Raw genomic sequence first — 25,212 nt, forward strand, 5'->3', positions numbered from 1 at the left:
GGTCGTGCGGCGTCTTTGACACTGGAGCGATGGGGAGAGGGAAAGACGAGAAGGCAGCGACCGGCGTCGGCCGGGGACCCGTTCCTGTCACCGCCGTACGACCCGGCGAAGACAGCCGCGCGCTGGCGGACTGGGGGACGCGCACCGATCCCGAGCAGTACAGACGCGAGCAGCGGGAGAACATCCGCCGGCTGTTGCGCGAGGGGCAGGTCGAGGAGGTCCGGTCCATGGCTGCCGGCGGCACGGCGGACGCCGAAGCGCGGCTCGCCGAGTACTACGCCGAGCAGGGTCAGTGGGAGAAACTCGCGTCGCTCCGGGCCGACCGAAACACGCCGCACCTGGTGGAGCTGCTCCGCCTCGTCGTCGACCCCGGCGAGATGCCGCTCGAAGCAGCGGTCAAGGTGTGGCAGGTCCGCATACTGGCCCACGAGGAAGAGGCGTTCCAGCACCTGATTGACCTGCTGCACGAGCGAGGCCGGGCCGACCACGCCATCGACGTGCTGCGCGCCGCGGCCGGTACTCCGCCTGCGTGGCGGCAGCGGCTGGACTGGACGGAATGGCGTCTGCGGGTGCTCCTGCTGCTGCGTGCGGGGCGGATCGTCGAGGCACTGGCCATGGCCGATGACGCCACCACCCGGTCCTGGCTGGCGCCCCTCCTGGCAGAGCAGGGGCACATCGACGCGCTTCGCACCCTGGCAGGCCCGGGTGAAACGAGCTTCGCCCTGCGCCTGGCCCGCACCCTCGCCGCCCGGGGCCGGCTCGACGAGGGCCTCGCGATCATGACGCAGCGCATCGACGCCGACGAGGAGTACGCCTACGAGTGGACGATCGAACTGCTCGTCGAACTGGGCGAGGCGGACCGGGCATTGCAGCTGCGCCGAAAGCGGGGCCACAAGCGCCGCTCGCCGGTCGACACCTCCGATTTCCATCTGGCCCGACTCCTGGACGAGCAGGGACGCCATGAGGAGGCCATCGGCGTACTGCGCAGCGAAGGGAGCGCGCCGCGGCAACTGGCAGAGCTGCTCGCGGGCGTCGGCCGTATGGAGGAGGCCATGGTGGTGCTCGACGCCGCGCAGAACGACACCAGGTGGCAGCACGTCACCGACGAGCTGGCCGAGCACCAGGCGGCTCTTCTCGCCCGGTACGGCAAGGTCCGCGAGCTGCGGGACCGCGCCGCGAACGGCCGCCCGGCGCACCGGGAGATCATGCGCGCCCACCTCGCACGCGCCCAGGCCACCACGACGGAAGGGAGATGACGGCGGGGACGACCTTCGCGGCCTTCCGTAAGAGGTCGTTCAATGATGCGTCATCCCGGAACGGGCGTTCGAGGGCAGGGCCTCGTGGTCCCGGGCCGGGCGGCGGTGGAACAGCAGCCGGCCACAGGCCGGCCCACGGTCCACGGTTCGGGCGGCGAATCAGGCCGGCGGAGCGAACTTCAGGACGTACTCGGCCTGGCCGTTCGGGAAGTCGGCGAGGACTCCGCCGCCCCAGTCCCAGTTGAAATAGCACTGGTAGTAGAGGTCGTTGTCCCGGAAGTACTCGTACATCCGGTCGATGTAGTACGGGTCGTCGCCGCCGCCGTTGTACGCGTCGCCCGGCCCGTACAGGCCCCACTCGGAGCAGACGAGGCGCTTGCCCTTCGACGCGGCGAAGGCCACCACGGCGTCGATGCTCATGCCTGCGGTCCTGATGTTCGTCCAGCGGGTGGCCGGCGGGACGGTCCCTCCCCACCAGACGTCGTAGACGTTGAGGCCGATCAGGTCGACGTACGGGTTGCCCGGATAGTAGTCGTCGAAGGTGGTGATCGATCCCGAAGGCCCGACGGCGCTCGACAGCTCGAACAGGAAACGCGCGCCGGGCCGGCCGCGGAAGAGGGCCACGATGTGCCGGAAGGCGTTGATGTACCCCGCCGGGTCCGACGTCGCCTGCCAGGAGCCGATGCCGGGGTTGTTGGGCTCCCAGCCGAGTCGGACGACGGCGTCGCCGTTGCCGGACTCGACGAGGGCGTCAGCGGCAGCCGTGAAGGACGTGTCGTAGGTGCCGGCCACCACGCCGGCGAAGTCGCCGGTGCTGGAGTCCGTGAGGATCGGGACGCCGTAGGCGAGGCCGCTCCCCGGCCGCGCGTCACGCCAGGTACGCCAGCCGTCGAGCTGCTCCGTCCGCATCCGTGTCCTGTCGAACCACGACCAGGAATCGTGCGGCAGGTAGTCGGAGGCGATCTCGACGGTCCGGCCGACGAGGGCCTCGACGGCATCGACGTTGGTGACGCCGGTCGAGCCGTAGCCGCCGTACTGGCCGAAGCGGGGAGCGTCGTCCAGGTCCCGGCCGCCGGTCTTCGGCCTCGGCCGGGTGACCGGGGCGGAGCCCGTGATCACGTCGGGCGGGCGCGGCTGCGGCGCGTCGGGCGCCCCGCCCGTGGCCGTCACCGCGCCGGCCGGCGCGTTCGTGAGGATCGGCGGGTTGTTGACGTTGGCGACGACCGCGTCCGGCGGAGACGTCTCGGTGCCGTAGTAGCCGCAGAAGATGTGCACGCGCATCGCCGTGAGCTCGATCGACGGTGTGTGCGGCGCACCGAACCGCGTCCAGGTCACCCCGTCTGGGCTCACCGAGGCCATGCAGCCGGTGCCCGTGACGTGGGTCAGCTTCCACCAACGGTGCGCGGCGGCGTCGTAGACCGTCGACTCCCATGTCGTGAGGGTGCCGGCCGAGTTCTGCCGGAAGTGGATCCGGTCGCCGACGCAGCCCATCTCGATGTAGTCGTTCCCGTCGGTCTGGGCACGCAGCATCGTGTGCCGGGTCCCGCCGCCACCCGTCGGGACGGAGACCATCTCTGCGAGCAGCGACGAGTCGGTCAGGTCGTACGTGCTCCCCGTGAGGAGGCCCTCGTACGTGCCGGCACAGTGGAGGTGGATCCGGCCCGGCACCGGCGACGGCGGACCGTAGCTGAAGTTCCACGGGCCACCGGCCGGGTGGAACGATGTGAAGGCGTCGACCAGGGTCGCCATCTTCGCCATGTGATCACCCGTTCACTCCCACGGCCGCTCGCCGACGCGGAAGCCGTGTCGGCCCCGGCCCTACGAGGTGGCCGGCCCTCGGTGCTCGGCGGTGATGCCGAACCGCCCGCGTTCGCCGACGGCGGACGCACTCGCTACCTCGCGGACCCCGGCGACCGTGCTGATCACCTGGTCCTGCTCAGGCTCCGCGAGCTCCTGGAGTTCTTCCAGTCGCCGCAGGTCATCGGCGGAGACCAGGGCCACGAGGGGCTTCCCGTGCCGGGTCACGACGACACGCTCACCGCCGTAGACCACCCGGTTGATCAGGTCGGCGAGCTCAGCCCTGGCTTGGGTCACGGGAATCTCGTACGCCATGCTTCCATCATAACGTCACGTACATCCTGTACATTTTTTACAGAGACTGCGGAGACCGCCGCGCGGTCCGCCGGAGACAGCCCTGTCATGCCCTGCCACGAGGAGGGGTTCCCATGACCCGCCCGTCCGCCCGCCCCGTCCTGCCGGAGTTCACCGCACGCACCGCCTCCGGGTTCCGGACGACGGATCCGTACTCAAGGCTCGCGGAGGAACGGATCGTCCTCCTCGGGACGGCGATCGACGAGACCTCCGCGAACGACGTGACGGCGCAGTTCATGCACCTGGAGCACCAGGCCCCCGAACGGGAGATCTCGCTCTACGTCAACTCCCCCGGCGGCTCCTTCCACGCGGCGTCGGCGATCTACGACACGCTGCGCTTCGTCACCTGCGAGGTGGAGACGGTCTGCCTGGGCCGGGCGGACGGAACCGCCGCCCTGCTGCTGGCCGCGGGCACACCGGGCCGGCGGCTCGTGCTGCCCGGGGCCCGGCTGGTACTCCGTCAGCCGGCCCTTCCCGAACCGCTGGAGGACCGGGCCGGCAGGGTGGCCGTCCAGGCGGAGGAACTGAGCCGCCTGCGGACGCGGATGGAGGAGATGCTCGCGCGGCACACCGGCCGCACCGTCGAGCAGGTCCGCGCGGACATCGAGCGGGACACCGTCCTCGACGCGCAGGCGGCCGTGGACTACGGCCTGGCGGACCGGATCGTCTCCGACCACAAGGGCACCCGTCCCGACGCGGGCACGAGGTGAGCCGCGGATGCCGTCCTCCGAACCCCCGCCGCTGCCCGCACTGACCCGCGCCGAGGCCGAGGTGATCGACCGTTACCTGGAGGTCGTCGACCTGCTCGGCCGCATCAACCCGGCGTGCGACGGCGCCACCTACCGCGGGCTGCGTGCGGCGCAGGCGCTGGTCGGCAAGGCCGTCGCGCTGCGCGACGCGCTGACCCTGATGTACGAGCGCGGCGAGACGGAACTGCACGCCGCCACACTGGCCCGGGCGCTGCGGATACTGGACGGCGAGCGCCGCACGGCCCGCGTCACACTGCCGCCGGACAGCGGCAGTTGAGGTACCCACCCGTCGGGGCGGCATGGCATGCCGCCCCGACTCGGCGTGTGCGCCGCGGAGTTGGAGCGGACGGCCGAAGCGGATGCCTGGTGACGAGTGACTGAAGGCTGACCGAAGGCCGGGTTGTCAGTGGCTCCTGTTAGCTTCCCGTGCGTCGCTGGAGAGATCACTGCCGCCCCCTCCAGGTGCGGAGCGACCGCACCTGACATTCAGTGACGTATGCGCACAGCCATGTCACACGCCCGGTTCACATGGACCGGACGAGTCACTTCTGGAGGAGAAACGTGAAGACACGCAGCCTGCTGGGGCGTTCGGCCCGTATCGCGGCCGTTCTGACGGCGGCCCTGGGGCTCGCGGTGGCGGCGGCCCCGCTGACGGGCACGGCACAGGCCCAGGAAGCGGCGACGGGAACGCTCAGCTTCAGTGGCGACCCGGGCGAGTACGTGACCGGCGGTCGGTCCGCCACGTACACGGCGGGGGAAGTCCAGCAGTTCGACGTTCAGGGCGCGACCGACGGGAGCGCCGTCGGCACCACCGTGGTGACGAACGAGGGGGAGCGCTGGACGCTCCACCTGGCCGCCCCGGACGGCCAGAGGCTCACCGAGGGCACCACCTACACCGGGGCCCTGCGCTGGCCCTACGCCCAGCCGCAGGACCCGGAGCTGGAGTTCGGCGAGGACACGCGCTGGTGCAACAGCAGCACGGGTTCCTTCACCGTCTCGCACATCGCCTTCGGACCGTACGGCTATGTGCGTGAGATCGACGCCACCTTCGAGCAGTACTGCAACGGGGCCACCGTGCCCGCGCGCGGTGAGCTCCACGCCCGCATGCCGGAGCCGCCCGCCGAGCTCGCCCTGGGCCTGACGCTCGACTCCGCGGGCAAGGTCGACCCGCACACCGGCCGGATAACCGTCCAAGGCTCGGTGACCTGCAACAAGCAGGCGCAGGTCACCGTCAGCGGCAACGTCGACCAGGTGCAGAAGGACGCGACGGCGGTCGGCTACTACCAGACGACCGTCGCCTGCACGCCCGGTGCGCCGGTCCCGTGGACGGTCTCCCTCACCAGCATCGAGCCCGGCACCGCCTTCCGCTCCGGTGCCGCCACCCTGCGGGGGGCGGCCAAGGCGGACGACCGCGACTGGCCGGTGACCGTGAACACCGGACAGCAGACCACGCAGGTCACCCTCGACAAGGCGTGACCGCCGCATGACCGCGCCGCGGGTCCGGCACCGCGCCGGGCCCGCGGCCGCGGAGCTTCTCCGTGGCGCTTCGAGATGCAGCCCCGCACTCTCACGGGGCGCAGGCGTCGGCTATCGACAGGCTGTTCTCGTACAGGTGGTGCCGGGTGATCCTGCCGTGCTCGACGGTGAGACGCAGGGCGAACGGGCCCTCGAAGGACTTCCCCGTCGCGCGCACGGTCCCCGACACGTGTCCCGTCAGGACGGCGTCGGCGCCGTCGACGAGGAAGGTGTCGACGGAGGCTCGCGCGTCCTCGGGAACGGTGTGCTCCATCAGTTCCGTGAACTGTGCGGCGCATTCGGCGGCGGTGGAGCGCGGGCGGATCCACGGGACGGTGGGGTTCTCGGCGAGCACCCAGTCGACTTCGTCGGCGAAGAGCGCGGTGAGCCGTGCGGTGTCTCCGGCCAGCCGGGCGGCGAGGAACTCCTGCACGACGGCCCGGGTGGCCTCGGCTGCGGACATCGCGGTGGCGGCAGTGGGCTTGACGGGCATGGCTCTCCTCGTGGCTGGGGCGGTCCCCGACGGGGTTTCCCGTCGACAGCCCGATCCTGCCCGGGGAGGTGAGTGCGGTCGATTCCCTCCGAGGTAATGAGCGGCCAACGGCACCGAGCCGACGGCCGGCGAGCCGCGTCAACGGCCTCAAGTGGCTCCGGCGCACCCCTGATCGCTAGCCTCACGGCCATGAAAGAGCGGCAGCAGAAGAAGCTCTCCCACCGCCTCTTCGAGGCGATCCTGTCAGGTGACGCCGGGAGCGCGAAGGCCCTGCTGCGCGATGGTGCGAGTCCGGAGAGGAGGAACGCCGACGGCACCACTCCTCTGTACCTGGCATCCGTGCAGGGTGAGACCGAAGTGGTCCGTTCGCTGATGGAGGCCGGGGCCTCCCCCGACACGGAGAGCCGTGGCGCTGGCTCGGAGGGCACACCGCTGTGCGCGGCCGCTTGCTGGGGACACACCGCGACGGTCCGGGAGCTGTTGGCGCACGGCGCCGATCCCCACCTCCGCGAAGACCACGGCGCGGGCTGGTCCCCACTGGACTGGGCGGACCACGGCCCCCACCCCGACACCGCCGAAGTCCTCAGGGCGGCAGGAGCACGCCCCACCACGCCGGATCACCGAGCTCCGTAGCGTCGTCACCTATCGGTCCAGCTCAGGGCGGTCTCCACGCACGCCGGACGCGCCCCACGCTTTGTCTAGACCTATTTTGTCTAGACCTCTTGCCGTGTCCCTGATCCGCGGGCTACGTTTCCCGCTGTCCGCAGTTCTTCACGTTTCCTTCAACTCCCTTGTCGAGCAAGGCTGGAAGGAGCATGTCCGCATGCAGGACCGGAGTCTGTCCAGACGAACCGTTCTCGCCTCCGCGACCGTCGTCGCCGCGAGCGCAACGGGCGTCGTGGGGGCGACCGCCACTCCCGCGGTCGCGCACCGGCGCGACGATCGCCTCAAGAAGATCATCTCCAGGATGAGCATCGAGGCGAAGATCGGCCAGTTGTTCGTGCCGTACTTCTACGGTACGTCGGCGACTTCTCCCAGCCAGTTCGACCAGGACCGCAACCTCAGGGAACTCGGCGTCCGCACCGTGGCCGAGCTCATCGCCAAGTACCACATCGGCGGTGTCATCTACTTCTCCGGCTGGGCGAACAACATCCACAACCCCCGCCAGGTGGCAGAGTTGACCAACGGTGTGCAGCGGGCCTCGCTCGCCCTGCCCACTCCCGTCCCGTCGCTGATCTCCATCGACCAGGAGCACGGCGCCAACGTCCGCATCGGCAGCGGCGCCACCCAGTTGCCGGGCGCGATGGCGCTCGGCGCCGGCCGCTCGCCGTCCGACGCTCGCAGCGCCGGACGGATATCGGGCACCGAACTCGCCACGCTGGGCATCCACCAGAACTTCGCCCCGGTCGCCGACGTCAACGTCAATCCGGCCAATCCCATCATCAACGTCCGCTCCTTCGGCGCCGATCCCCGCGAGGTCGGTCGCATGGTGGCGGCCCAGGTGACGGGTTACCGGCAGGCCGGCGTCGTGGCCTGTGCCAAGCACTTCCCGGGCCACGGTGACACCGGGGAGGACAGCCACACCGGGCTGCCCGTCATCACCCACACCCGCGAGGAGTGGGACCGCATCGACGCCCCGCCCTTCAAGGCCGCGATCGCCGCCGGCGTCGACTCGATCATGACCGCGCACCTCCAGGTCCCCGCGCTCGACCCCAGCAACGAACCGGCCACCCTGTCGCCCAGGATCCTCCAGGGCGTGCTGCGCGAAGAACTCGGCTTCGACGGCGTGATCGTCACCGACGCCCTCAACATGGCCGGCGTGCGCACCAAGTACGGCGACGACCGCGTGCCCGTCCTCGCCCTCAAGGCCGGCGTCGACCAACTGCTGTTCCCACCGGACATCGACGTCGCCTACAACGGCGTCCTGGCCGCCGTCCGCGGCGGAGAGATCACCGAGAAGCGACTCGACGAGTCGGTCCTGCGCGTCCTTCGGCTCAAGGACAAGGCCGGCCTGCGCAGCGGCAGCCCCTACGTCTCCCCGAAGGAGGTCGACCGGGTCGTCGGTGCCCGCGGGCACCGGCTCGCCGCCGCCCGGATCGCCGAGCGCACCACCACCCTGCTCGTCAACAGGCACGAGACGCTCCCGCTGCGCCGCTGGCAGAAGAAGCTCCTCGTGGTCGGCGCCAACCCGGCCTTCCCGACCGACGACACCCGCACCACGGTGCCCGAGCTGGCCAAGGCGTTCGACGAACTGGGCTACAGCACCACGCACGTCGCCACCGGCCGGACACCCGACGCGGCGAAGATCGACGAAGCGGTGGCCGCCGCGCGGGGGCGGGACGCGGTGGTGGTCACCACCGACAACGTCGGCGCCACCAGCGCCCAGCGCACCCTCGTGTCCCGGCTGCTCGCCACGGGCGTCCCCGTCGTCCACCTCGCGGTGCGCAACCCCTACGACATCGCCCACCTCGGCGACGTCCCGGCCTCACTGGTCTCCTACTGCTGGACCGAGGTCGAACTGCGCGCCGCCGCCCGGGTGATCGCCGGCCGCGTCGAGCCGCGCGGCAAGCTGCCCGTGCCCGTCCAGCGGGCCGACGACCCGACCGAGGTCCTCTTCCCCTCCGGGCACGGCCTGTCGTACGACGGCTGACGTCCGCGGGCCCTACGGCTCTCGGCCCCGGTACCCCTGCAACGGGAGGCACCGGGGCCGGAGGTGTATCGCCTCATGGGCCCATGGTGCGCCTGGTCCCGGGATACACCTGTCATGACGGTCACGCCGACGTCATCCGTCGAACAGATCGGCGGGGCGACCGGCGCTCGAAGCGCGCGTGCGCGGTCGGCTCACGGTCACCGCGATCGGCCTCCGCCGCCTCGACACCTCGTGGACCGGCACTTCTCCAGCCCTCGCGCGAACGGCCCGGCGGTCCCGTGGCCACCACCTGGCACTGGCGGACCAGGTCCCCAGCCCTCGGCCCGGGCCGACCCGAGAGGGTCCGCAAGCCCGATGCCACCTCCCGGGTGCGGGAAACACCATGCTGGTGAACACCTGCCACGAGGAGCGCATCATGTCGTACCCGGAACACCTCGAGTACCCGGAAGCCCGCTACCACGGCGACGAGGGGGAAGTGAACGCCGTCTTCCGCCCGGCCGACAGCCCGCCGGACCTCTCCTCCCCCGGCGCCTCCACCCACTACCTCGCCACCAACGAGTCGACCGGCGGCGAATTCGGCCTGTACAAGGTGGAGCTGGGCGCGCGGTCGGCCGGTGCCAAGACCCACTTCCACAAGGCGGTGTCGGAGTCCTTCTACGTCCTCTCCGGCCGACTGGAGCTCTACAACGGCGAGAAGTGGATCACGGGCCGCGCCGGCGACTTCCTGTACGTACCGGTGGGTGGCCTGCACGCCTTCAAGAACGTGACCGACGAGCCCATGTCCATGCTCCTGCTCTTCTCCCCGGGCGCCCCGCGCGAGGAGTACTTCGAGCGGGTCGCGGAGATGGCGCAGCGCGGCGGCGAGGAACTCAAGCGGTTCCGCGTCCGCCACGACAGCTACTTCCTGGAAGACTTCGAGCCCGGGGAGAAGTAGCCGTCCCAGGCCGTCCCAGGACACAGCTCCCCCCTGCGACGGCTCGGTCCCGTACTCGTCGGGGCTACTGGCCGCCGGGCGGCCGATGGGGGTCCTGTCGGCTCGTGGTGTGCCGTTTCCGCTGGTAGTGGGTCCGGCCCTTGGCCAGGTTCCCGCAGGTGGCCATGTCGCACCAGCGGCGGCGGCCGCCTCGGGAGCGGTCGATGAACACCCACCCGCATCGCGGACCCGGGCAGACACGCGTGCGTTCCAGCGGCAGTGACCGAAGCAGATCGAGCGCCCGCAGGGCGAGTTCGTCGTGGAGGTGATCGAGCCCCGAGGTCTCGACGCCGGTCTCGAGCAGCGGTGTGTTCCCCCGGACGGTGAGGCGGGCGCCGGCGGCCGCCTGCTTCCAGTGACTCTCCACTCGGCCGACCGCCGCGGCGGGGGCTGGAGCGTCCTGACGGATGAGCGCCGTGAGGAGATCGTGCACGGCCTCGCGCAACTCACGGGTGCGCTCCAGGGCCGCCGCGGCCTGTCCGGGGTCGGTCTCGGCGAGCCGTCGCAGGTCGCCGAGGACGACGGGATCGAACTCACCGGTGAGGGCGGCCCATTCCAGCAGGCGCGGATAGCCGTCGAGCCAGTCGACCGGTTCCGCGTCCCGGGCCGTGACCGTGTTGACCAGGTCGACGACGACGTGTCCGCCGACCAGGTCACGGGACCTGAAGGTGTGCGCCTGGACGGTTCCCGCCACGCGTGACCGCCTTTCTCGGGGTTGCCTCACTCTACCTAACCGATGTACTGATGTTATCCGGTTAGAACCCCGATGGAAGGGAGACGGTCATGGCCGCTGCCATGGACCTCGTCCAAGCCCCCTGGGCCCTCGGTCTGCGACCGTCCGCGCCGGGGCGCGAGCCGGGAACGTGGCGGGCCCCGCGGGCGCTGCTGTCGGCGGGGCTGGAGACGCGGCTGCGACCGGCGCGGACGGTCGCGCTCGACCATCCGCCGTACGCGTTCGACGCGCAGCCGGCGACCCGCGTCCGCAACGGGGTGACCATCCGCGAACACGCACTGCTGCTCGGCGAGGCGGTCCGGTCCACGCTCGACGCGTCCCGGTTCGCGGTGGTGCTGGGCGGTGACTGCAGCATCCTGCTGGGGTGTCTGCTCGGGGCCCGGTACGGCGGACGCTGCGGTCTCGTGCACCTGGACGGACACAGCGACTTCCGGCACCCGGGCAACCATGACGCCGGTGCGTCCCTCGGCTCGGCAGCCGGAATGGATCTGGCCCTGGCCACGGGCCGCGGCGAGCTGCTCCTCACCCACTGGCCGGAGGTGGGCCGGCCGCTGGTCGCCGACGAGGACGTGATCCAGGTCGGGGACCGGGAGGACGAGGCGCTCGCCCCCGTCACGAGGTTCACCGCCCGGGAGATCCGGCGGATCGGCGTCGCCGGTCTGGGCGAGCGGGTCCTCGGCCGCCTGGAGCGGCGCGGACTCGACCGCGTCTGGCTCCACGTCGACCTCGATGTGCTCGACGAGCGCGTCCTGCCCGCGGTGGACTCTCCGGGCCGCCCCGGACTGGACTTCTCCCAGCTCGCGGAGTTCGTCTCGACCCTGGTCGGCAGCGGGCGGACGGTGGGCCTCGACATCGCCATCTACGACCCCGATCGCGACCCGGACGGCACTTACGCCGCTCCCATCGTCGACTGCCTCACCTCCGCCCTGGCCCCCCTCACTGCCGTGGAGACACACGCATGAAGACGCTGCTCGCCGACGGCCCCAGTGAGTCGTACCCGACGGAGATGAGGCAGTTCGGACGCCTGGCCGGGCACTGGGCGACGCGGATCACCCACTTCCCCGTCGACGGCTCGCCGCCCCACCGGGTCAGCGGTGAATGGGAGTTCGGCTACGCGCTGGAGGGCAGGGCGGTCCTGGACGTCTGGAGGTGGCCCGGGAGCGAGGAACTCCCCGCGACGGGCCGCACCCAGGACCAGGAATGCGGCCTGTGCGTGCGCATCTGGGATCCACGCCTGCGGCTGTGGCGGTTCACCTTCCACGGCACCGCCCGCGGCGACCTGCTGCACATGTACGCCCGTCAGATCGACGACGAGATCGTCATGGAGTGCGCCACAGGCGGCGACCTCGTCCGCTGGACCTTCGCCGACGTCACCGCCGACACCTTCCACTGGCGCAACGAACGATCGGCCGACGGAGGACGCACCTGGAGGCTCGCCCAAGAGGTCGACGCCCGCCGCCTGCGGTGAGAGCCGCGCCGACGGTCGGGCCCTCCCGCCGAAGGACCCGGTGTCGCCGATCGCCGCCTACCGGTGTCCGATGCGTTGACAGGGTCGCTCACACCTCCAGATACTGACTGATGGTTCAGTCAGTAACTCGTTGCCGCATCTGGAGGCACCATGGCCGACCTCCCCACCGAGCTGGTTCCGTTCACCCCCGAGCAGCGTGGCATCGTCGAACTCACCCGGGCCTTCGCCCGCGACGAGATCCGTCCGCGGGCGCGCGCCGTGGACGAGGCCGATGTCGAGACGCCGTGGGACCTGTGGCGCGAGGCCGCCAAGGTCGGCATCACCGGCTTCATGCTTCCCGAGGAGTACGGCGGCGGCGGTTTCACCGACGTCTTCACCCAGTGCCTGGTGCAGGAGGAGCTCTGCGTCGGCGACCTCGGCATCGGCAATCTGCTCTGCTCCAACGGCTTCTTCGCCGACCCGCTGCTCGAACTCGGCACCGAGGAGCAGAAGCGCACCTGGCTCACCCCGCTGACCGGCCCCGACTCCCCCATGACCGCGCTGGCCACCACGGAGCCCGGCGCCGGCTCCGACGCCGCCTCGATCGTGACCACGGCCACCCGCACCGCCGGGGGTTATCTCCTCAACGGCCAGAAGGCCTGGATCTCCAACGCGGGCGAGGCTGAGCAGTACGTCGTCTTCGCCAAGACCGATCCGGCGCAGCGCTCGCGCGGCGTGAGCGCCTTCCTGCTCCGCAAGGACACCGAGGGCGTCACCTTCGGAGAGCCCATGCGGAAGATGGGGCAGCGCGCCATCGTCTGCCGGGAGGTCTTCTTCGCCGACGCCTTCGTACCCGAGGAGAACCGGCTCGGCGACGAGGGACAGGGCTTTGGCGGGCTCATGCGCACCTTCGACGTCTCCCGCGTCGTGCTCGGCGCGGCGGCCACCGGCGTGGCACGCGCCGCGTACGAGTACGCCCGTGACTACGCCCGGACCCGGGAGCAGTTCGGCAAGCCGATCATCGAGCACCAGGCGGTCGCGTTCCGGCTCGCCGACATGCGGACCCGCGTGGAGCAGGCGCGGCTGATGACCTGGTGCGCCGCCAAGCGCCTGGACGCGGGCCAGACCGCGACGACCGAGGCCGCCATGGCCAAGCTGACGGCCTCGGAGACGGCCGCGTACTGCACCTGGGCGGCGGTGCAGACCCTCGGCGGCTGGGGCTATTCGCGCGAGTACCCGGTGGAGCAGTGGATGCGGGACGCCAAACTGGAGGAGATCGAAGAGGGCACCTCCGACATCATGCGCCTCGTCATCGCGCGGGGGCTGTGATGACGACGCCCCCGACGACGGACGGCCGCGGCCCCCTCGGGACGGACGCGGCGCCGGAGCACGGTGCGTGTCTCACCGGCGGCGAGGCGCTGGTCCGCGCGCTCGCCGCGCACGGCGTCACCGACGCCTTCGGCATCCCCGGGACGCACAACCTGGAGATATACCGGCAGCTCCAGCGCCGGGGCATCCGGCATGTGACGCCTCGACACGAACAGGGCGCGGGCTATGCCGCCGACGCGTACGCCCGGCTCAGCGGCCGGCCCGGCGTCGCGATCACCACCACCGGCCCCGCGCTGCTCAACATCGCGGCCGCCGTCGGCCAGGCGTACTCCGACAGCGTGCCGCTGCTCGTGGTCTCGCCCGGCATGCCGCTGCGCCACCCCCGCCAGTCCACCGGTCTGCTGCACGAGATGCGCAGCCAGACCGACGCCCTGCGCGCCGTTGCCGCGTTCAGCCACCGGGTCTCGTCGGTGGACGAGATCGGCGCGGCGGTGGCCCGCGCGTTCACCCTCTTCCGCACGGGCCGTCCGCGCCCCGTACACATCGAGATACCGCTGGACCTGCTGGAGACCGTCGAACCCGCGGGGGCGGTACGGCTCGCACCGCCGATCGTGCCCACGTCAGCGGATCCGGCGGCCGTGGCGCGCGCGGCGGACGCCCTGCACGCGGCGCGCCGGCCCGCGCTGGTGCTCGGCGGCGGGGCCCGCGCGGCCGCCGCCGAGTGCCTGGCGCTCGCCGAGCGGCTGGGCGCGCCGGTGCTGACCACCGCGAACGGCAAGGGCGTGGTGGACGAGGCCCACCCGCTGTCCCTCGGCGTGTCCCTGCACAGCCCGGCGGTGCAGACGTGGCTCGCGGACCGCGACGTGATACTCGCCGTGGGCACGGAGCTGGCCGAGTCCGACCTCTGGTCCCCGCTGCCGTCGCCGAGCGGCGTCCTGATCCGGGTCGACCTCGACCCCGCCCAGATGTACGCGGGCCTGCGCGCGGACGTGCCCCTGGTCGGCGACGCCCGCAGCGTCCTGGGCGCCCTGCTCGCCGAACGCGCGGGCACCGCCGAAGCACACGCTCCCGCCCTCGGCTCCTCCGCGGCTCACACGGACGTCGCCGCCCTGCGCACCGCACGCGACGACGAGACCCGGACGCGGGACGCACGCTGGCTGCCGTACCTGAAGGCGATGCGGGGCGTCCTCGCCGAGGACGCGGTCATCACCTCCGACAGCGCCCAGTGCTGCTACTACGGCGCACTGCCCCACCTGCCCCTGTCGCCCGGCGGCCGCTACCTGCACCCCACCGGCTTCGGCACCCTCGGCTACGCGCTGCCGGCCGCGATCGGCGCCAAGACCGCGGCCCCCGAGCGGCAGGTCGTCGCGCTCAGCGGCGACGGCGGTCTCCAGTTCTCCGTGCAGGAACTCGCCACCGCCGCCCAGCTCGGCCTCCCGCTCCCCGTCGTGGTCTTCGACAACGGCGGCTACGGCGAGATCCGCGACGAGATGGCGGCCCGCGGCGACATTCCCACCGCCGTCGACCTGCCTGCCGTCGACCTGCCCGCCCTCGCCCGCGCCTACGGCGGCCACGGCACCGCCGTCCGTACGCCCGAGGCACTCGCCGACGCCCTGGCCGCGGCGCTGGCCACCCCCGGACCCACCATCGTCACCGTTCCCGAGGAGACGCCCCGATGACGCCCACGCCCGCTCCGACGTCCGCCCCCTTGATGACCGTCACCTGGACGGACCACGTCACCGGACGTCAGGGGCATCTGGTGATCGACCGCCTCGTGCGCGGCGTGTCCAGCGGCGGGCTGCGGATGCGCTCGGGCTGCACCCTCGACGAGGTCGCCGGACTGGCCCGCGGCATGACGATGAAGGAGGCACTGCACTACAACCCCGAGGGCCGGTACATCCCGCTCGGCGGCGCGAAGGGCGGCATCGACTGCGACCCGCGCGACCCCGAGGCGTACGGCGTGCTGGTCCGCTACCTGCGGGCGATGCGCCCGCACATCGAGAGCTTCTGGACCACGGGCGAGGACCTCGGACTCACCCAGGACCTGGTCGACCGGGCGGCGGCCGAGGCCGGACTGGTCTCCTCGATCCAGGCCGTGTACCCGCTGCTCGACGACGAGGCCGCGGCCCGTGGCCGGCTCGCGGACGCGTTCGCCGTCGAGGTGGACGGCATCGGGCTCGACGAACTCGCCGGCGGCTGCGGCGTCGCCGAGTCGGTCCTGACGGCACTCGACCGGGCAGGCGCCCCGCACGCCGGGACCCGGGTGGCGGTGCAGGGCTTCGGGACGATGGGCGGCGCGACCGCCCGCTTCCTCGCCCGGGCCGGGCTGGACGTGATCGCCGTCGCCGACGTGAAGGGCACGATCGCCAACCCCGCGGGCCTGGACGTCGAAGCGCTGCTCGCGGCACGTGACGCGTACGGGACCGTGGACCGCGCCGCCCTGCGCCCCGGCGACCGCGAACTGCCCGGCGACGCCTGGCTCTCCGCCGACGCCGACGTACTGGTCCCGGCAGCCGTGTCCTATGCGATCGACGCGCGCAACCAGGTGGCCGTCACGGCCCGTTGGATCGTCGAGGCGGCCAACATGCCGGTGCTGCCCGACGCGGAGGAACTGCTCGCCGCCCGCGGTGTCGCCGTCCTGCCCGACGTGGTCGTCAACTCCGCCACCAACGCCTGGTGGTGGTGGACCCTCTTCGGCGACATCGGTCCCGACGCGGACGAGGCCTTCGCCCACATCCGGCGTTCCATGCGCGCTCTCGTCGAGCAGGTGCTCACCCGGGCCGAACGCGACGGAACCAGCCCGCGCGAAGCGGCGCACGGCGTCGTCGCGGACCGGCTGCCGGTGATCGCCGAACGCTTCGGCTGGTACGCATGAGCCTCGACGCCCTCTTCGACCCGCGCTCCGTCGCCGTCGTCGGGGCCTCCGCCAACCGTGCGAAATGGGGGTACTGGCTGGCCTCCGGAGCCCTCGCCGGCCGCACCCGCCGCACCGTCCACCTGGTCAACCAGCGGGGCGGCGGGCTCGACGGCGTACCGTTCCTGCCGGACCTCGGCTCCCTGCCGACCGTTCCCGAGCACGTCGTCGTGGCCGTGCCGCCGCAGCAGGTCCGGCCGGTCGTCGTCGACGGACTCGCGGCCGGCGCCCGGTGCTTCACCGTGATCACGTCCGGCGGGACCGGGCCCGACGAGGAGCGGGAGCTCGCCGCCCTCGTCACCGCGCACGGCGGACGGCTGCTCGGCCCCAACTGCATGGGCGTCGTCGACACCACCACCGAACTGCGTCTCAGTTGGGGGGACTTCCCGTCCGGCTCGGTCGGGCTCGTGTCGCAGAGCGGCAACCTCGCGCTGGAGATCGGCAGGCTCCTGGCCCGCGCCGGGCAGGGCTTCTCCCGGTTCGTGTCGCTCGGCAACCAGCGCGACATCGTCGCGGCGGACGCGCTCGACGCGCTGATCTCCCACGAGGCGACCCGCGTCGTCGCCGCCTACGTGGAGGACTTCCACGACGGACGGCGCCTGGCCCGCACCCTGGCCACCGCCCGTGCCGCGGGCAAACCCGTCCTCCTGCTCACCCTCGGGCGCAGCGAGGCCTCCGGCCGCGCCGCCGCCTCCCACACGGGCGCCCTGGTCAGCACCCGGGCGGTGGTGGAAGCGGCCTGCCGCGACACGGGCGCGCTGCTCCTGGAGTCGGCCGGTGAACTGGTCGACACGGCGGTGCTGATGACGGCGACGGGACGCCGGGCCGACCACTCGGCCGTAAACCGAGTGGTCGTGGCCCCGACGGTCCCGCGAACCGCCGAGGCGCACGCTCACGCCGACGAAGGCCACGTCGGCGCGGCCCGCACCGCCGCCACCGCCACCCACGCCGACGACTCCCCCGCCCCCTCCCGCCCCCTCCGCGTCGCCGTGGTGGGCGACAGCGGCGGCCAGGGGGCGCTGGCCGCCGACGCCCTGGCGGCTCGCGGCCTGGACGTCCCCGTGCTGGACGAGGCCACCCGGGCCGCCGTCGCCGCGCATCTGCCCGGCCGGGCCGGCGGCGGCAACCCCGTCGACCTGGCGGGGGCCGGGGAGGCCGATCTCCGCAACTACGCCCGCATCACCGCCGCGTTGCTGGCGGCCGGGGACACCGACGCGACCGTGCTCACCGGATACTTCGGCGACTACGCCACCGCCAACCCCGACCAGGGGGCCCACGAGTGCGAGGTGGCCCGCGAGCTGGCGCGGGCCGCCCGGGACACCGGACGCCTGCTCGTCGTCCACACCATGGCCCGCGACACCCCTGCTCTCGGGGTTCTCCGCGAGCACGGTGTACCGGTCTACGAACGCATCGAGCAGGCCGCGGCCGCCCTCGCGTACACGGCGCGCCACCGGCATGCGGTCCCGGAGCCGCCGCCCGTGCTGCCGAACCGACCGCCGACGGCGGGCCGGGTCCGCGACGGGGACTACGGGACCGTGCGCACGCTCCTCGCCTCGCACGGGCTCGACTTCCCCGCCGCCGCGTTCGTCGGCACCGCCGACGAGGCGGTCGCGGCCGCCCGCCGCATCGGATATCCGCTGGTCCTCAAGGCGATGGGCCTGGCCCACAAGACCGAGGCCGGCGGCGTGGCCCTGGGCATCACCGACGAGGCCGGGCTGCGCGCCGCCTTCGCCCGGATGCGTGCGGCCACCCGCGCCACCCGGTACGCGGTGGAGGAGATGGTCGCCCACCCCCACTCCGTCGAACTGATCGCCGGAGTCCGGTACGACCCGGCGTTCGGGCCCGTCGCCATGGTCGGCCTCGGCGGCGTCACCGCCGAACTGCTCGCCGACACCGCCCTCGCCCTCGCCCCGCTGACTCCGCGGCGCGCCCGCGACCTGCTGCTCTCACTGCGGCACGCCCCCCTGCTCACCGGCTGGCGGGGGGCGCCCGCCGTCGATCTGGAAGCCGCCGCGGACGCGCTGTGCGCACTGGCGCGGGCCGCGGCCGAACACCCCGAGCTCACCGAGCTCGAAGTCAATCCGCTGCTCGTCCATCCGGGCGGCGCGGTCGCCCTCGACGCCCATGGAGTGCCGGCATGACCCAGAACGCCGATCCGAGCCCGCGAGAAGCCGCCCGTTTCGCGGACCGTACGTACATCGTGACCGGCGGCGGCAGCGGCATCGGCCGCGCCATCGCGCTGGCGCTGAGCGGCGCGGGCGCGAAGGTCGCCGTCGCGGGCCGCACCCCGGAGCGCCTCGACGAGACCGTCGCCCTCGTCGAGAAGGCCGGCGGGGAGGCCCTCGCCGTGCCGACCGACGTCCGGGACCCGGCGGCCGTGGACGCGCTGGTGACCGCTGCGGCCGAGCGCTTCGGCCGACTGGACGGCCTGGTCAACAACGCGGCCGGCAACTTCGTGGTGCCGGGCATCGACCTCACGCCCGGCGGCTGGCGCGCGGTCGTCGACATCGTCCTGAACGGCTCGTACTACTGCACCCGCGCCGTCGCCCGAAGGCTGCGCGAGCAGGGCACGGGCGGCTCGGTCCTGTCCGTGATCGCCACGTACGCCTGGCACGGCCACCCCGGCACCGTGCACTCCGCCGCCGCGAAGGCCGGTGTCCTGGCGATGACCCGTACCCTCGCCGTGGAACTCGCCCCGCTGGGCATCCGCCTGAACTGCATCGCGCCCGGCCCGACGGAGACGGCCGGCGCCGGCGCGGCGCTGTGGGCCACCGCGGCGGCCCGCGACGAGGTTCTCGCCACCGTCCCGTCGGGCCGGTTCGCCGACCCCGCCGAGATCGCCGAGGCGTCCCTGTTCCTGCTGGGCGACGGCGCCTCCTACGTGACGGGTGAGTGCCTGACGGTCGACGGCGGCCAGTGGCTGGGCAAGCAGGTGTACGGGCGGACGGCCGCCGAGTAGCGGCGCCGCCGGGCGCGGCGCCGCAGGCGACGCCGGGGTGCTCGGCCGGCCGGTGCGGTTGCGTCAGTGGTTTCCCACCGGTCAGGCCACCGGGTAAATCCGGCCGCCCGTCTGCTCCCGGATCGCGGACGCCAGCCGGTCGCGAGCCGCGGTCTGGACGGCGATCCGTTCGTCGAGGACCGCCAGCCGGTCCAGCGCGACCCGCAAGCCCTTGTCCGAGGGCGGTGCGGCAGCGACATCGCCGTCCAGGCACGGCAGGAACACGCGCACGTCGTCCAGGGTCAGCCCGGCGGCCAGCAGGTAGCGGATGTTGCGGACCCGCACGACTGCCCGCTCGTCGTAGACGCGGTAGCCGTTGGAGGCCCGTTCGGAGGAGATCAGCCCAACCTGCTCGTAGTGCCGTAGCGCACGAGCGGTCGTCCCCGTCGCCCTGGCCAGTTCACCGATCCGCACCTGTCCCACCTCCCGGTCCACTCCTATCACGCCACGACGGCGCCGCCGTCGACGGGGAGTACGACTCCGGTGACGAACGACGCGGCCGGTGCGGCAAGTTGGGTGATCGCCCAGGCCACCTCCTCGGGGCGGCCGATCCGGCCCAGCGGAGTGTGCGCCAGCTGCCACTCCCGCACCGCGGCCATCCGTTCGGGCGTCAGGCCCTGGTGCTCACCGATGGGCGTGTCGATCGGGCCGGGGGCGACCGCCGCCACCCGGACCCCGCGGGGCGCCAGCTCGACCGCCCAACTGCGGGTCAGCAGTTCCAGGGCGGTCTTGGTGGCCGCGTAGACCGAGCTCCCGGGCCAAGCCCGCTGCCCCACCGACGTACTCACATTGACGATCACTCCGCCCGACGTCTCCAGCGACGGCAGTGCGGCCTGGGCCAGGAGAACGGGAGCGACGAGGTTCGTGGCGAGCTGATCCGTGATCAGCTCCGGGGTCAGGGTGCCGAGGGCGCCGCTGCGCACGATCCCGGCGTTGTTGACCGGCACGTCCAGTCGGCCGTGGGCCTCCAGGACGGTCCGGACGATCCGCTCGGGCTCCCCCTCGGCGGTGATGTCGACGGGCAACGGCACGATCCGGTCGTGCCCGCCCGCCGTCTCCTCGAGTGGTCGCCTTCGCCGTCCGATCGCGACCACGTGGGCGCCCTCGGCCGCGAAGGCGCGGGCAGTGGCCCGACCGATGCCCGTGCCCGCGCCGGTGACGACGACGATCCTGCTGCTCTGTGGTGTGGTGCCGTTCATGCCCGTCATCGTGCAACCCTGCCGCCGGCGGCAAGGTCAACCGCTCGGAGGAAGCGCGTACGCGTGCGCCGCCGGTCAGCGCTTCGTACGGCGGGTCCTGGCGCCCAGGGCGTAGAAGACGAGTCCGACGACCCCGATGATCAGCAGCGGCACGACCTGGCTCAGCGTGTACGCGAGGCGCTGGCCGGCGAAGGCCTCCGGCAGGGAGTCGGCGGGGGAGCCCTCCGTGCCGAACCAGCCCACTCCGAAGCCCGGCCAGATCAGCACGACCACCGTGAAGGCGACCAGGCCGGTGGCGAGCGCGGTGACCGTCCACACACCGATCCGCCCGCCGGGCACGGCGTACGGGCGCGGCGCGTCGGGGTACTTGCGGCGCAGCACCACCAGACTCGGGAAGGTGATGACGTACGAGATGAAGGTGGTGCAGATCGTCAGGCCGAGCCCCGCCGCGAAGTACTTCTCGCCGTCGCCCTCGGTGAGGTTGAGGGCGACCACCAGCAGGAGGGACGCGAGGATCGCGGAGAGCAGGTTCACCCGCACCGGTGTGCCGTGCTTCTCGGAGATCGTGCCGAGCCAGGCCGGCCCGGCCCCGTCGGCGCAGGCGACGGCCTGGGCGCGGTGCGCTCCCATCGCCCAGGTGACGCCGGAGGTGAGCAGGCCGATGATGAGACCCGCGGCGGCGACACCGCCGAAGACCGCGCCGGCGCCGGTGAGGGTGACCGTGCCGTCGGCCGCGACGGAGCCTCCGTACACCGTGAAGACGGCCTTGCAGGCGTCGATGAAGCCGCCGAGGCTGCCGATCCGCTCGCTCGGCAGGACGAACAGGATGCCCAGGATCGGGCCGCCGTACAGCAGCAGCGCGGCGAAGCCGGAGCGGAGGATGGAGAGCGGGATGTCACGCCGAGGGTTGCGCATCTCCTCGGCGGCCGAGCTCGGCAGCTCGAAGCCGACGTAGTTGAAGATGAGGACGGGGACGAGGGCGACGAAGCCCGCGTACGTCGGCGCGAACTCGGCCGCGGGCAGTGCGTGCACACCGTTCTGGAAGGCGAAGACGACGACCGACACCAGGAAGAAGCCGAGCAGCACGATGCGGGCGACGGCCCCGGCGATCGGCACCCACTTGCCGACCCGCACCGACTGGACGACGGCGAGTGCCCCGCCCCAGATGAAGACCAGCCCGGCCGCGTACTTCCACAGGCCTGGCAGCGGGGTGAAGAACTCCTCCCAGGTGGTGAGGGCGATGATGCACAGACTGCCGCCCACCCAGACCGGGTTGGAGATCCAGTACAGGATCTGGTTGAGGCCCGCGGTGAGCCGGCCGAACGCGAGCCGGGTCCAGACGTACGGGCCGCCCTGGACGGGGAACGCGGAGCCGAGTTCGGCGACGAGGAGTCCGTAGGGCAGGAAGAAGAGCAGCGCGAGGATGGCCATCCAGGTCAGCCCCTGCGGACCCTGGGCCGCCACCGAGCCGATCGTGTCGAGTCCGACGAGCGTGCATATCAGGAACAGGAGGACGTCGAAGCGGCGCAGTTCCTTGCGCAGCCGGCTGCGCTGTTCGCCCCAGCCCTCGGAGAGGTCGGGGGTTTCGGGGGCGGGCTCTTCGGCCCTGCCGTGGGTGGCGGGTGCTTGGGTCACGGGGCGGACTCCTACGGCGGCACGGGGGAGAGTGTCGTGCGAGCGCGGCACACTGACTGAACGGCCAGTCAGTAGCCAGCACTGTGAGTCCGGCCACACGGGGCTGTCAAGGGCTGTGTAGGGTAAAGCGGTGGCCAGAGTCCGATTGAGCGTGGAGGAACGGCGCGCGGAGATCCTGCGCGTCGCCGTTGAGCAGATCGAGGCCCGGGGCGTGAGCAACGTGCGCATCGCGGACGTCGCTTCGGCGCTCGGAGTCAGCAGTTCCCTCGTGCTCTACCACTTCTCCACCAAGGAACTCCTCGTCGCCGAGGCCTTCGCGCACGCCGCCCAGGGCGACCTCGCCCATCTGCGCAAGCTGCTCCACAGGCCCCGCGTCGGCGCGACCCGCAGACTGCGCTCGGCGGTGCGCTGGTACGCGCCCACCGGGCAGGCCAAGGGCTGGCGGCTGTGGATCGAGGGCTGGGCCGCCGCGCTGCGCGAACCGGCCCTGCGGAAGGTCACCCACGACCTCGATCAGCAGTGGAAGGCGGAGATCACCAAGGTGGTCGAGGAGGGCGTCGCGGCCGGCGAGTTCGTCTGCGACCGCCCCGCGGACGCCGCCTGGCGCATCACCGCCTTCCTCGACGGACTGGCCGTCCAGACCACCTCGTACCGGGGTCCGCTGAGCCGCACCACGATGCTGGAGTGGGTGGACGAGGCCCTCGTGCGCGAACTCGGCATCGACCCGGGCGACCTGACGCCGGACCGCTGACCCGCCCGGCATCGGTACGCGGATTCGGTGCGCGGCAACCATTGACTCCCCCGTCAGTGTTGCCGCATCCTCTCGGCTCATGGAGAGACGGAGCACCGCGCATCTGATCGAATCCGAAGTGGTCGTCGTGGGCGGAGGCTACGCCGGCCTCGCCGCCGCCCTCCGGCTGCACGACGCGGCCGTGGACGTCACCCTCGTCGAGGCCGCCGACCGGGTCGGCGGCCGGGCCCTCACCGAGATCCGGCCCGGCGCGGTGACGATCGACCACGGGGGCCAGTGGGTCGGCCCCACCCAGACGCACCTCCTCGCCCTCGCCGCGCGCTTCGGCTGCCCGACCTTCCCGACCTGGGAGACGGGCAGCCACATCGAGATCTGGCACGACGGTGCCCGAGTCCCGTACACGGGCGCCGCGCCCGCCGACGCCCCGGGCGTCGCCGAGTACGTCCGGGTCACGGAACTCCTCGACGCGCTCGCCCGCACGGTGGACACCGCCCGTCCCTGGCGCACCGCCCGCTTCGCCGAATGGGACGCCCGGACGGCCGGCTCCTTCTTCCGCGCCGAGACCGACGACCCGGACGCCCGGCGCCGGCTGGACCTCGCGGTGCAGGGACTCTGGTGCACCGAACCGGACGACATCTCGCTCTTCCACGTGCTGTTCTACATCGCCGCGGCCGGGAGCTTCACCCAGCTCATGGAGACCCGCGGCTGCGCCCAGGACAGCCGCTTCGCCGCGGGCGCGGCCGCTCCGGCGCAGGCCGTCGCGTCCCTGCTCGGCGAACGGGTCCTGCTCGGCGCGCCGGTGCACGCGATCGCGCACGACGAGCAGGGCGTCCGCGTCCACACCGCCGGGGCGGTGGTCACCGCCCGCCGCGCGATCGTGGCCCTCCCGCCGCACGCCGTACGCGCGACGGACTTCACGCCGGCGCTGCCCGAGAGCCGGGACGGCTGGCTGGCGCACAACCGGATGGGCCGCGTCGCCAAGGTCCACGCCGTCTACGACCGGCCGTTCTGGCGCGAGTCGGGACTGTCCGGGGTGGCGACCCTGTACGACGACGGGCCCGTCGGGGTGGTGTTCGACAACTCGCCCGACGACGCCTCGTGCGGCGTGCTCGTCGGCTTCGTGTACGGCGACCGGCTCGACCGCTTCACCGCCCTCGACGAGCCCGGCCGCCGGGCCGCCGTGCTGGCCGGTCTCGTCGCGGTGGCCGGCGCGCCCGCGGGTCACCCCCGCGACTACACCGAGCGGATATGGACCCAGGACCCCTTGGCCCGCGGCGGCTACGCGGCGTACGCGACACCCGGCGGATGGACCGCCCACGCCGAACGCGGCTGGCGGGAGCCGACCGGCGCCCTGCACTGGGCCGGCACCGAGACCGCGACGCAGTGGAACGGCTACATCGACGGCGCCGTCTCGTCGGGCCGGCGCGCCGCCGGAGAAGTGCTGGCGGCCCTGGGGCGGGAGACGCGATGACGAGCGTCAGGCGGGAAGGAAGCGGCGCGGGGCGGCCGGCCGCCCCCGAGGAAGGAAGCGACCCGGGCCGGGCCGTGGCGGAGCGGGCCCGGCGGGTGGTGCGATCGGCGCCGGTCAGTCAGCGCGAGTTCGCCGCCCGCATCGGCATGGACCCCACCGCGCTGTCCAAGTCGCTGAACGGCAGCCGCCGCCTCGCGGACCGTGAACTCGCCGCCATCGCACGGCTGGGCGAGGTCTCCCTGCACTACCTGCGTACCGGCGAAGGCCCGCCGCCCGCCGCCGGGAACCCTCCGCCGCCGGACGGGCGCCGCCGCGCCGACGCCCTCGACGCGCAGGCCCGCCGGGCCCAGATCCTCCGGGAGACCGCACGGCTCATCGCCCGCCGCGGCTTCCACCGCGTACGGGTCGCCGACATCGCCCGCGCCTGCGGGACCAGCACCGGCACGATCCACTACCACTTCCCGACGAAGGGCGACGCCCTGCGCGCCGCCCTTCTGCACTACGCCGAACGTCTCCACCAGCGCCTGGAGGAAGAGTTCCGCGACGCCCGCGGTCCGGCGGAGAAGCTCCGTCGGCTGATCGACGTCCAGCTCATCGCGGACGAGGAGGACCGCGACGAGTGGTCGGTGTGGGTGCAGTCCTGGAACGAGGCGATCCTCGACCCCGCCCTGCGGGACGGCCAGCGCGACATCTACGCCCGCTGGCGGCGGACCGTCCTCGACCTGGTCCTCGCCTGCCAGGACGAGGGCCTGGGCACGGACGCCGACGCGCAGGCGCTGACGAGCCGGTTCACCGCGCTGGCGGACGGACTCGCCATCCAGGTGCTGGCCGGGAACGGCGAGATGTCCGTGCCCCGGATGCGCGAGCAGCTCCTCGACGCGTTCGAACCGCACATCACCCTGCGCTGACGACCACCCCGGCCCCGCTCTCCGCCCCGCCCCTGCCCGG

At 72.6% G+C, this 25,212-nt stretch carries 24 protein-coding genes; 17 read left to right on the plus strand and 7 right to left on the minus strand.

Going from position 1 to position 25,212, the window contains the following annotated elements; genetic code table 11:
- The first annotated feature begins 29 nt into the window (after window positions 1–29).
- Window positions 30–1,256 carry a hypothetical protein gene (locus ACH499_RS05385; protein ID WP_399013928.1) on the plus strand — a complete coding sequence of 409 codons (1,227 nt, stop codon included), beginning with the start codon at window positions 30–32 and terminating at the stop codon, window positions 1,254–1,256.
- A 159-nt stretch (window positions 1,257–1,415) separates the two neighbouring features.
- On the opposite strand, the gene ACH499_RS05390 is transcribed toward ACH499_RS05385, so the two are convergent.
- Both ACH499_RS05390 and ACH499_RS05395 read right to left on the minus strand, forming a co-directional pair.
- Entirely contained in the window at window positions 1,416–3,014 is a 1,599-nt protein-coding gene (locus ACH499_RS05390; protein ID WP_399013929.1) for a hypothetical protein, read from the minus strand.
- Between the two features lie 60 nt (window positions 3,015–3,074).
- Window positions 3,075–3,368: a type II toxin-antitoxin system Phd/YefM family antitoxin gene (locus ACH499_RS05395; RefSeq protein WP_399013930.1), complete on the minus strand. Its 294-nt coding sequence runs from the start codon at window positions 3,366–3,368 to the stop codon at window positions 3,075–3,077.
- 113 nt (window positions 3,369–3,481) lie between these two features.
- Here ACH499_RS05395 and ACH499_RS05400 point away from each other — a divergent pair, with 113 nt between their 5' ends.
- The 3 genes from ACH499_RS05400 (at window position 3,482) to ACH499_RS05410 (ending at window position 5,632) form a co-directional block, all read left to right on the plus strand.
- Window positions 3,482–4,117 (plus strand): ATP-dependent Clp protease proteolytic subunit, encoded by a 636-nt coding sequence (locus tag ACH499_RS05400; RefSeq protein ID WP_399013931.1) that lies wholly within the window; start codon window positions 3,482–3,484, stop codon window positions 4,115–4,117.
- 7 nt (window positions 4,118–4,124) lie between these two features.
- The gene (locus ACH499_RS05405; protein ID WP_356198405.1) at window positions 4,125–4,433 is read left to right on the plus strand and encodes a hypothetical protein; all 309 of its coding nucleotides are present in this window, start codon (window positions 4,125–4,127) and stop codon (window positions 4,431–4,433) included.
- A 284-nt stretch (window positions 4,434–4,717) separates the two neighbouring features.
- A complete protein-coding gene (locus ACH499_RS05410) occupies window positions 4,718–5,632 on the plus strand; it encodes a hypothetical protein (RefSeq protein WP_399013932.1) in 915 nt (304 codons plus the stop codon).
- A gap of 91 nt (window positions 5,633–5,723) precedes the next feature.
- Here the strand turns inward: ACH499_RS05410 and ACH499_RS05415 are convergent, their stop codons facing one another.
- Window positions 5,724–6,164, minus strand: coding sequence for a nuclear transport factor 2 family protein (locus ACH499_RS05415; RefSeq protein ID WP_356198409.1), 441 nt, complete (start codon window positions 6,162–6,164; stop codon window positions 5,724–5,726).
- A 189-nt stretch (window positions 6,165–6,353) separates the two neighbouring features.
- Between ACH499_RS05415 and ACH499_RS05420 the strand changes: the two genes are divergently transcribed.
- The 3 genes from ACH499_RS05420 to ACH499_RS05430 all read left to right on the plus strand — a co-directional run bounded on the left by ACH499_RS05420 (window position 6,354) and on the right by ACH499_RS05430 (window position 9,748).
- Complete coding sequence (locus ACH499_RS05420) at window positions 6,354–6,797, plus strand: ankyrin repeat domain-containing protein (RefSeq protein ID WP_399013933.1); 444 nt, start codon at window positions 6,354–6,356, stop codon at window positions 6,795–6,797.
- 190 nt (window positions 6,798–6,987) lie between these two features.
- A complete protein-coding gene (locus ACH499_RS05425; RefSeq protein WP_399013934.1) occupies window positions 6,988–8,814 on the plus strand; it encodes a glycoside hydrolase family 3 protein in 1,827 nt (608 codons plus the stop codon).
- A 415-nt stretch (window positions 8,815–9,229) separates the two neighbouring features.
- On the plus strand, window positions 9,230–9,748 hold the full coding sequence (locus ACH499_RS05430; RefSeq protein ID WP_399014316.1) for a cupin domain-containing protein: 519 nt from the start codon (window positions 9,230–9,232) through the stop codon (window positions 9,746–9,748).
- A gap of 64 nt (window positions 9,749–9,812) precedes the next feature.
- Here the strand turns inward: ACH499_RS05430 and ACH499_RS05435 are convergent, their stop codons facing one another.
- Window positions 9,813–10,481, minus strand: a complete 669-nt coding sequence (locus ACH499_RS05435) for a CGNR zinc finger domain-containing protein (protein ID WP_399013935.1) — start codon at window positions 10,479–10,481, stop codon at window positions 9,813–9,815.
- An 89-nt stretch (window positions 10,482–10,570) separates the two neighbouring features.
- On the opposite strand from ACH499_RS05435, the gene ACH499_RS05440 reads away from it, so the two are divergent.
- The 7 genes from ACH499_RS05440 to ACH499_RS05470 all read left to right on the plus strand — a co-directional run bounded on the left by ACH499_RS05440 (window position 10,571) and on the right by ACH499_RS05470 (window position 19,169).
- On the plus strand, window positions 10,571–11,482 hold the full coding sequence (locus ACH499_RS05440) for an arginase family protein (protein ID WP_356198416.1): 912 nt from the start codon (window positions 10,571–10,573) through the stop codon (window positions 11,480–11,482).
- A complete protein-coding gene (locus tag ACH499_RS05445) occupies window positions 11,479–11,988 on the plus strand; it encodes a hypothetical protein (RefSeq protein WP_399013936.1) in 510 nt (169 codons plus the stop codon). The genes ACH499_RS05440 and ACH499_RS05445 overlap by 4 nt, the downstream gene beginning before the upstream one ends.
- 150 nt (window positions 11,989–12,138) lie before the next feature.
- A complete protein-coding gene (locus ACH499_RS05450; protein WP_399013937.1) occupies window positions 12,139–13,296 on the plus strand; it encodes an acyl-CoA dehydrogenase family protein in 1,158 nt (385 codons plus the stop codon).
- A complete protein-coding gene (locus tag ACH499_RS05455; RefSeq protein WP_399013938.1) occupies window positions 13,296–14,975 on the plus strand; it encodes a 5-guanidino-2-oxopentanoate decarboxylase in 1,680 nt (559 codons plus the stop codon). The genes ACH499_RS05450 and ACH499_RS05455 overlap by 1 nt, the downstream gene beginning before the upstream one ends.
- Window positions 14,972–16,171, plus strand: a complete 1,200-nt coding sequence (locus ACH499_RS05460) for a Glu/Leu/Phe/Val dehydrogenase dimerization domain-containing protein (protein ID WP_399013939.1) — start codon at window positions 14,972–14,974, stop codon at window positions 16,169–16,171. Before ACH499_RS05455 ends, ACH499_RS05460 begins: the two co-directional genes overlap by 4 nt.
- Entirely contained in the window at window positions 16,168–18,351 is a 2,184-nt protein-coding gene (locus ACH499_RS05465; RefSeq protein ID WP_399013940.1) for an acetate--CoA ligase family protein, read from the plus strand. Before ACH499_RS05460 ends, ACH499_RS05465 begins: the two co-directional genes overlap by 4 nt.
- On the plus strand, window positions 18,348–19,169 hold the full coding sequence (locus tag ACH499_RS05470; RefSeq protein ID WP_399013941.1) for an SDR family oxidoreductase: 822 nt from the start codon (window positions 18,348–18,350) through the stop codon (window positions 19,167–19,169). Before ACH499_RS05465 ends, ACH499_RS05470 begins: the two co-directional genes overlap by 4 nt.
- A gap of 81 nt (window positions 19,170–19,250) precedes the next feature.
- On the opposite strand, the gene ACH499_RS05475 is transcribed toward ACH499_RS05470, so the two are convergent.
- The 3 genes from ACH499_RS05475 to ACH499_RS05485 form a co-directional block, all read right to left on the minus strand.
- Window positions 19,251–19,622 carry a MerR family transcriptional regulator gene (locus tag ACH499_RS05475; RefSeq protein ID WP_399014318.1) on the minus strand — a complete coding sequence of 124 codons (372 nt, stop codon included), beginning with the start codon at window positions 19,620–19,622 and terminating at the stop codon, window positions 19,251–19,253.
- 26 nt (window positions 19,623–19,648) lie between these two features.
- Window positions 19,649–20,416, minus strand: a complete 768-nt coding sequence (locus tag ACH499_RS05480; RefSeq protein WP_399013942.1) for an SDR family NAD(P)-dependent oxidoreductase — start codon at window positions 20,414–20,416, stop codon at window positions 19,649–19,651.
- A 66-nt stretch (window positions 20,417–20,482) separates the two neighbouring features.
- Window positions 20,483–22,042 (minus strand): APC family permease, encoded by a 1,560-nt coding sequence (locus tag ACH499_RS05485; protein WP_399013943.1) that lies wholly within the window; start codon window positions 22,040–22,042, stop codon window positions 20,483–20,485.
- Between the two features lie 130 nt (window positions 22,043–22,172).
- Between ACH499_RS05485 and ACH499_RS05490 the strand changes: the two genes are divergently transcribed.
- The 3 genes from ACH499_RS05490 to ACH499_RS05500 all read left to right on the plus strand — a co-directional run bounded on the left by ACH499_RS05490 (window position 22,173) and on the right by ACH499_RS05500 (window position 25,172).
- Window positions 22,173–22,793, plus strand: a complete 621-nt coding sequence (locus ACH499_RS05490) for a TetR/AcrR family transcriptional regulator (protein WP_399013945.1) — start codon at window positions 22,173–22,175, stop codon at window positions 22,791–22,793.
- Window positions 22,794–22,872: 79 nt separating this feature from the next.
- A complete protein-coding gene (locus ACH499_RS05495; RefSeq protein ID WP_399013946.1) occupies window positions 22,873–24,264 on the plus strand; it encodes a flavin monoamine oxidase family protein in 1,392 nt (463 codons plus the stop codon).
- Window positions 24,261–25,172, plus strand: coding sequence for a TetR family transcriptional regulator C-terminal domain-containing protein (locus ACH499_RS05500; RefSeq protein WP_399013947.1), 912 nt, complete (start codon window positions 24,261–24,263; stop codon window positions 25,170–25,172). Before ACH499_RS05495 ends, ACH499_RS05500 begins: the two co-directional genes overlap by 4 nt.
- Window positions 25,173–25,212: the final 40 nt, after the last annotated feature.

This window comes from Streptomyces sp. NPDC018947 (assembly GCF_044390505.1).
Taxonomy (GTDB): Bacteria; Actinomycetota; Actinomycetes; order Streptomycetales; family Streptomycetaceae; genus Streptomyces.

Bases quoted from the DNA above. Each gene is read 5' to 3' on its own strand.
- ACH499_RS05385 (WP_399013928.1), top strand. From the start codon at position 30: ATGGGGAGAGGGAAAGACGAGAAGGCAGCGACCGGCGTCGGCCGGGGA.
- ACH499_RS05390 (WP_399013929.1), bottom strand. From the start codon at position 3,014: ATGGCGAAGATGGCGACCCTGGTCGACGCCTTCACATCGTTCCACCCG.
- ACH499_RS05395 (WP_399013930.1), bottom strand. From the start codon at position 3,368: ATGGCGTACGAGATTCCCGTGACCCAAGCCAGGGCTGAGCTCGCCGAC.
- ACH499_RS05400 (WP_399013931.1), top strand. From the start codon at position 3,482: ATGACCCGCCCGTCCGCCCGCCCCGTCCTGCCGGAGTTCACCGCACGC.
- ACH499_RS05405 (WP_356198405.1), top strand. From the start codon at position 4,125: ATGCCGTCCTCCGAACCCCCGCCGCTGCCCGCACTGACCCGCGCCGAG.
- ACH499_RS05415 (WP_356198409.1), bottom strand. From the start codon at position 6,164: ATGCCCGTCAAGCCCACTGCCGCCACCGCGATGTCCGCAGCCGAGGCC.
- ACH499_RS05420 (WP_399013933.1), top strand. From the start codon at position 6,354: ATGAAAGAGCGGCAGCAGAAGAAGCTCTCCCACCGCCTCTTCGAGGCG.
- ACH499_RS05425 (WP_399013934.1), top strand. From the start codon at position 6,988: ATGCAGGACCGGAGTCTGTCCAGACGAACCGTTCTCGCCTCCGCGACC.
- ACH499_RS05430 (WP_399014316.1), top strand. From the start codon at position 9,230: ATGTCGTACCCGGAACACCTCGAGTACCCGGAAGCCCGCTACCACGGC.
- ACH499_RS05440 (WP_356198416.1), top strand. From the start codon at position 10,571: ATGGCCGCTGCCATGGACCTCGTCCAAGCCCCCTGGGCCCTCGGTCTG.
- ACH499_RS05445 (WP_399013936.1), top strand. From the start codon at position 11,479: ATGAAGACGCTGCTCGCCGACGGCCCCAGTGAGTCGTACCCGACGGAG.
- ACH499_RS05450 (WP_399013937.1), top strand. From the start codon at position 12,139: ATGGCCGACCTCCCCACCGAGCTGGTTCCGTTCACCCCCGAGCAGCGT.
- ACH499_RS05455 (WP_399013938.1), top strand. From the start codon at position 13,296: ATGACGACGCCCCCGACGACGGACGGCCGCGGCCCCCTCGGGACGGAC.
- ACH499_RS05460 (WP_399013939.1), top strand. From the start codon at position 14,972: ATGACGCCCACGCCCGCTCCGACGTCCGCCCCCTTGATGACCGTCACC.
- ACH499_RS05465 (WP_399013940.1), top strand. From the start codon at position 16,168: ATGAGCCTCGACGCCCTCTTCGACCCGCGCTCCGTCGCCGTCGTCGGG.
- ACH499_RS05470 (WP_399013941.1), top strand. From the start codon at position 18,348: ATGACCCAGAACGCCGATCCGAGCCCGCGAGAAGCCGCCCGTTTCGCG.
- ACH499_RS05480 (WP_399013942.1), bottom strand. From the start codon at position 20,416: ATGACGGGCATGAACGGCACCACACCACAGAGCAGCAGGATCGTCGTC.
- ACH499_RS05495 (WP_399013946.1), top strand. From the start codon at position 22,873: ATGGAGAGACGGAGCACCGCGCATCTGATCGAATCCGAAGTGGTCGTC.
- ACH499_RS05500 (WP_399013947.1), top strand. From the start codon at position 24,261: ATGACGAGCGTCAGGCGGGAAGGAAGCGGCGCGGGGCGGCCGGCCGCC.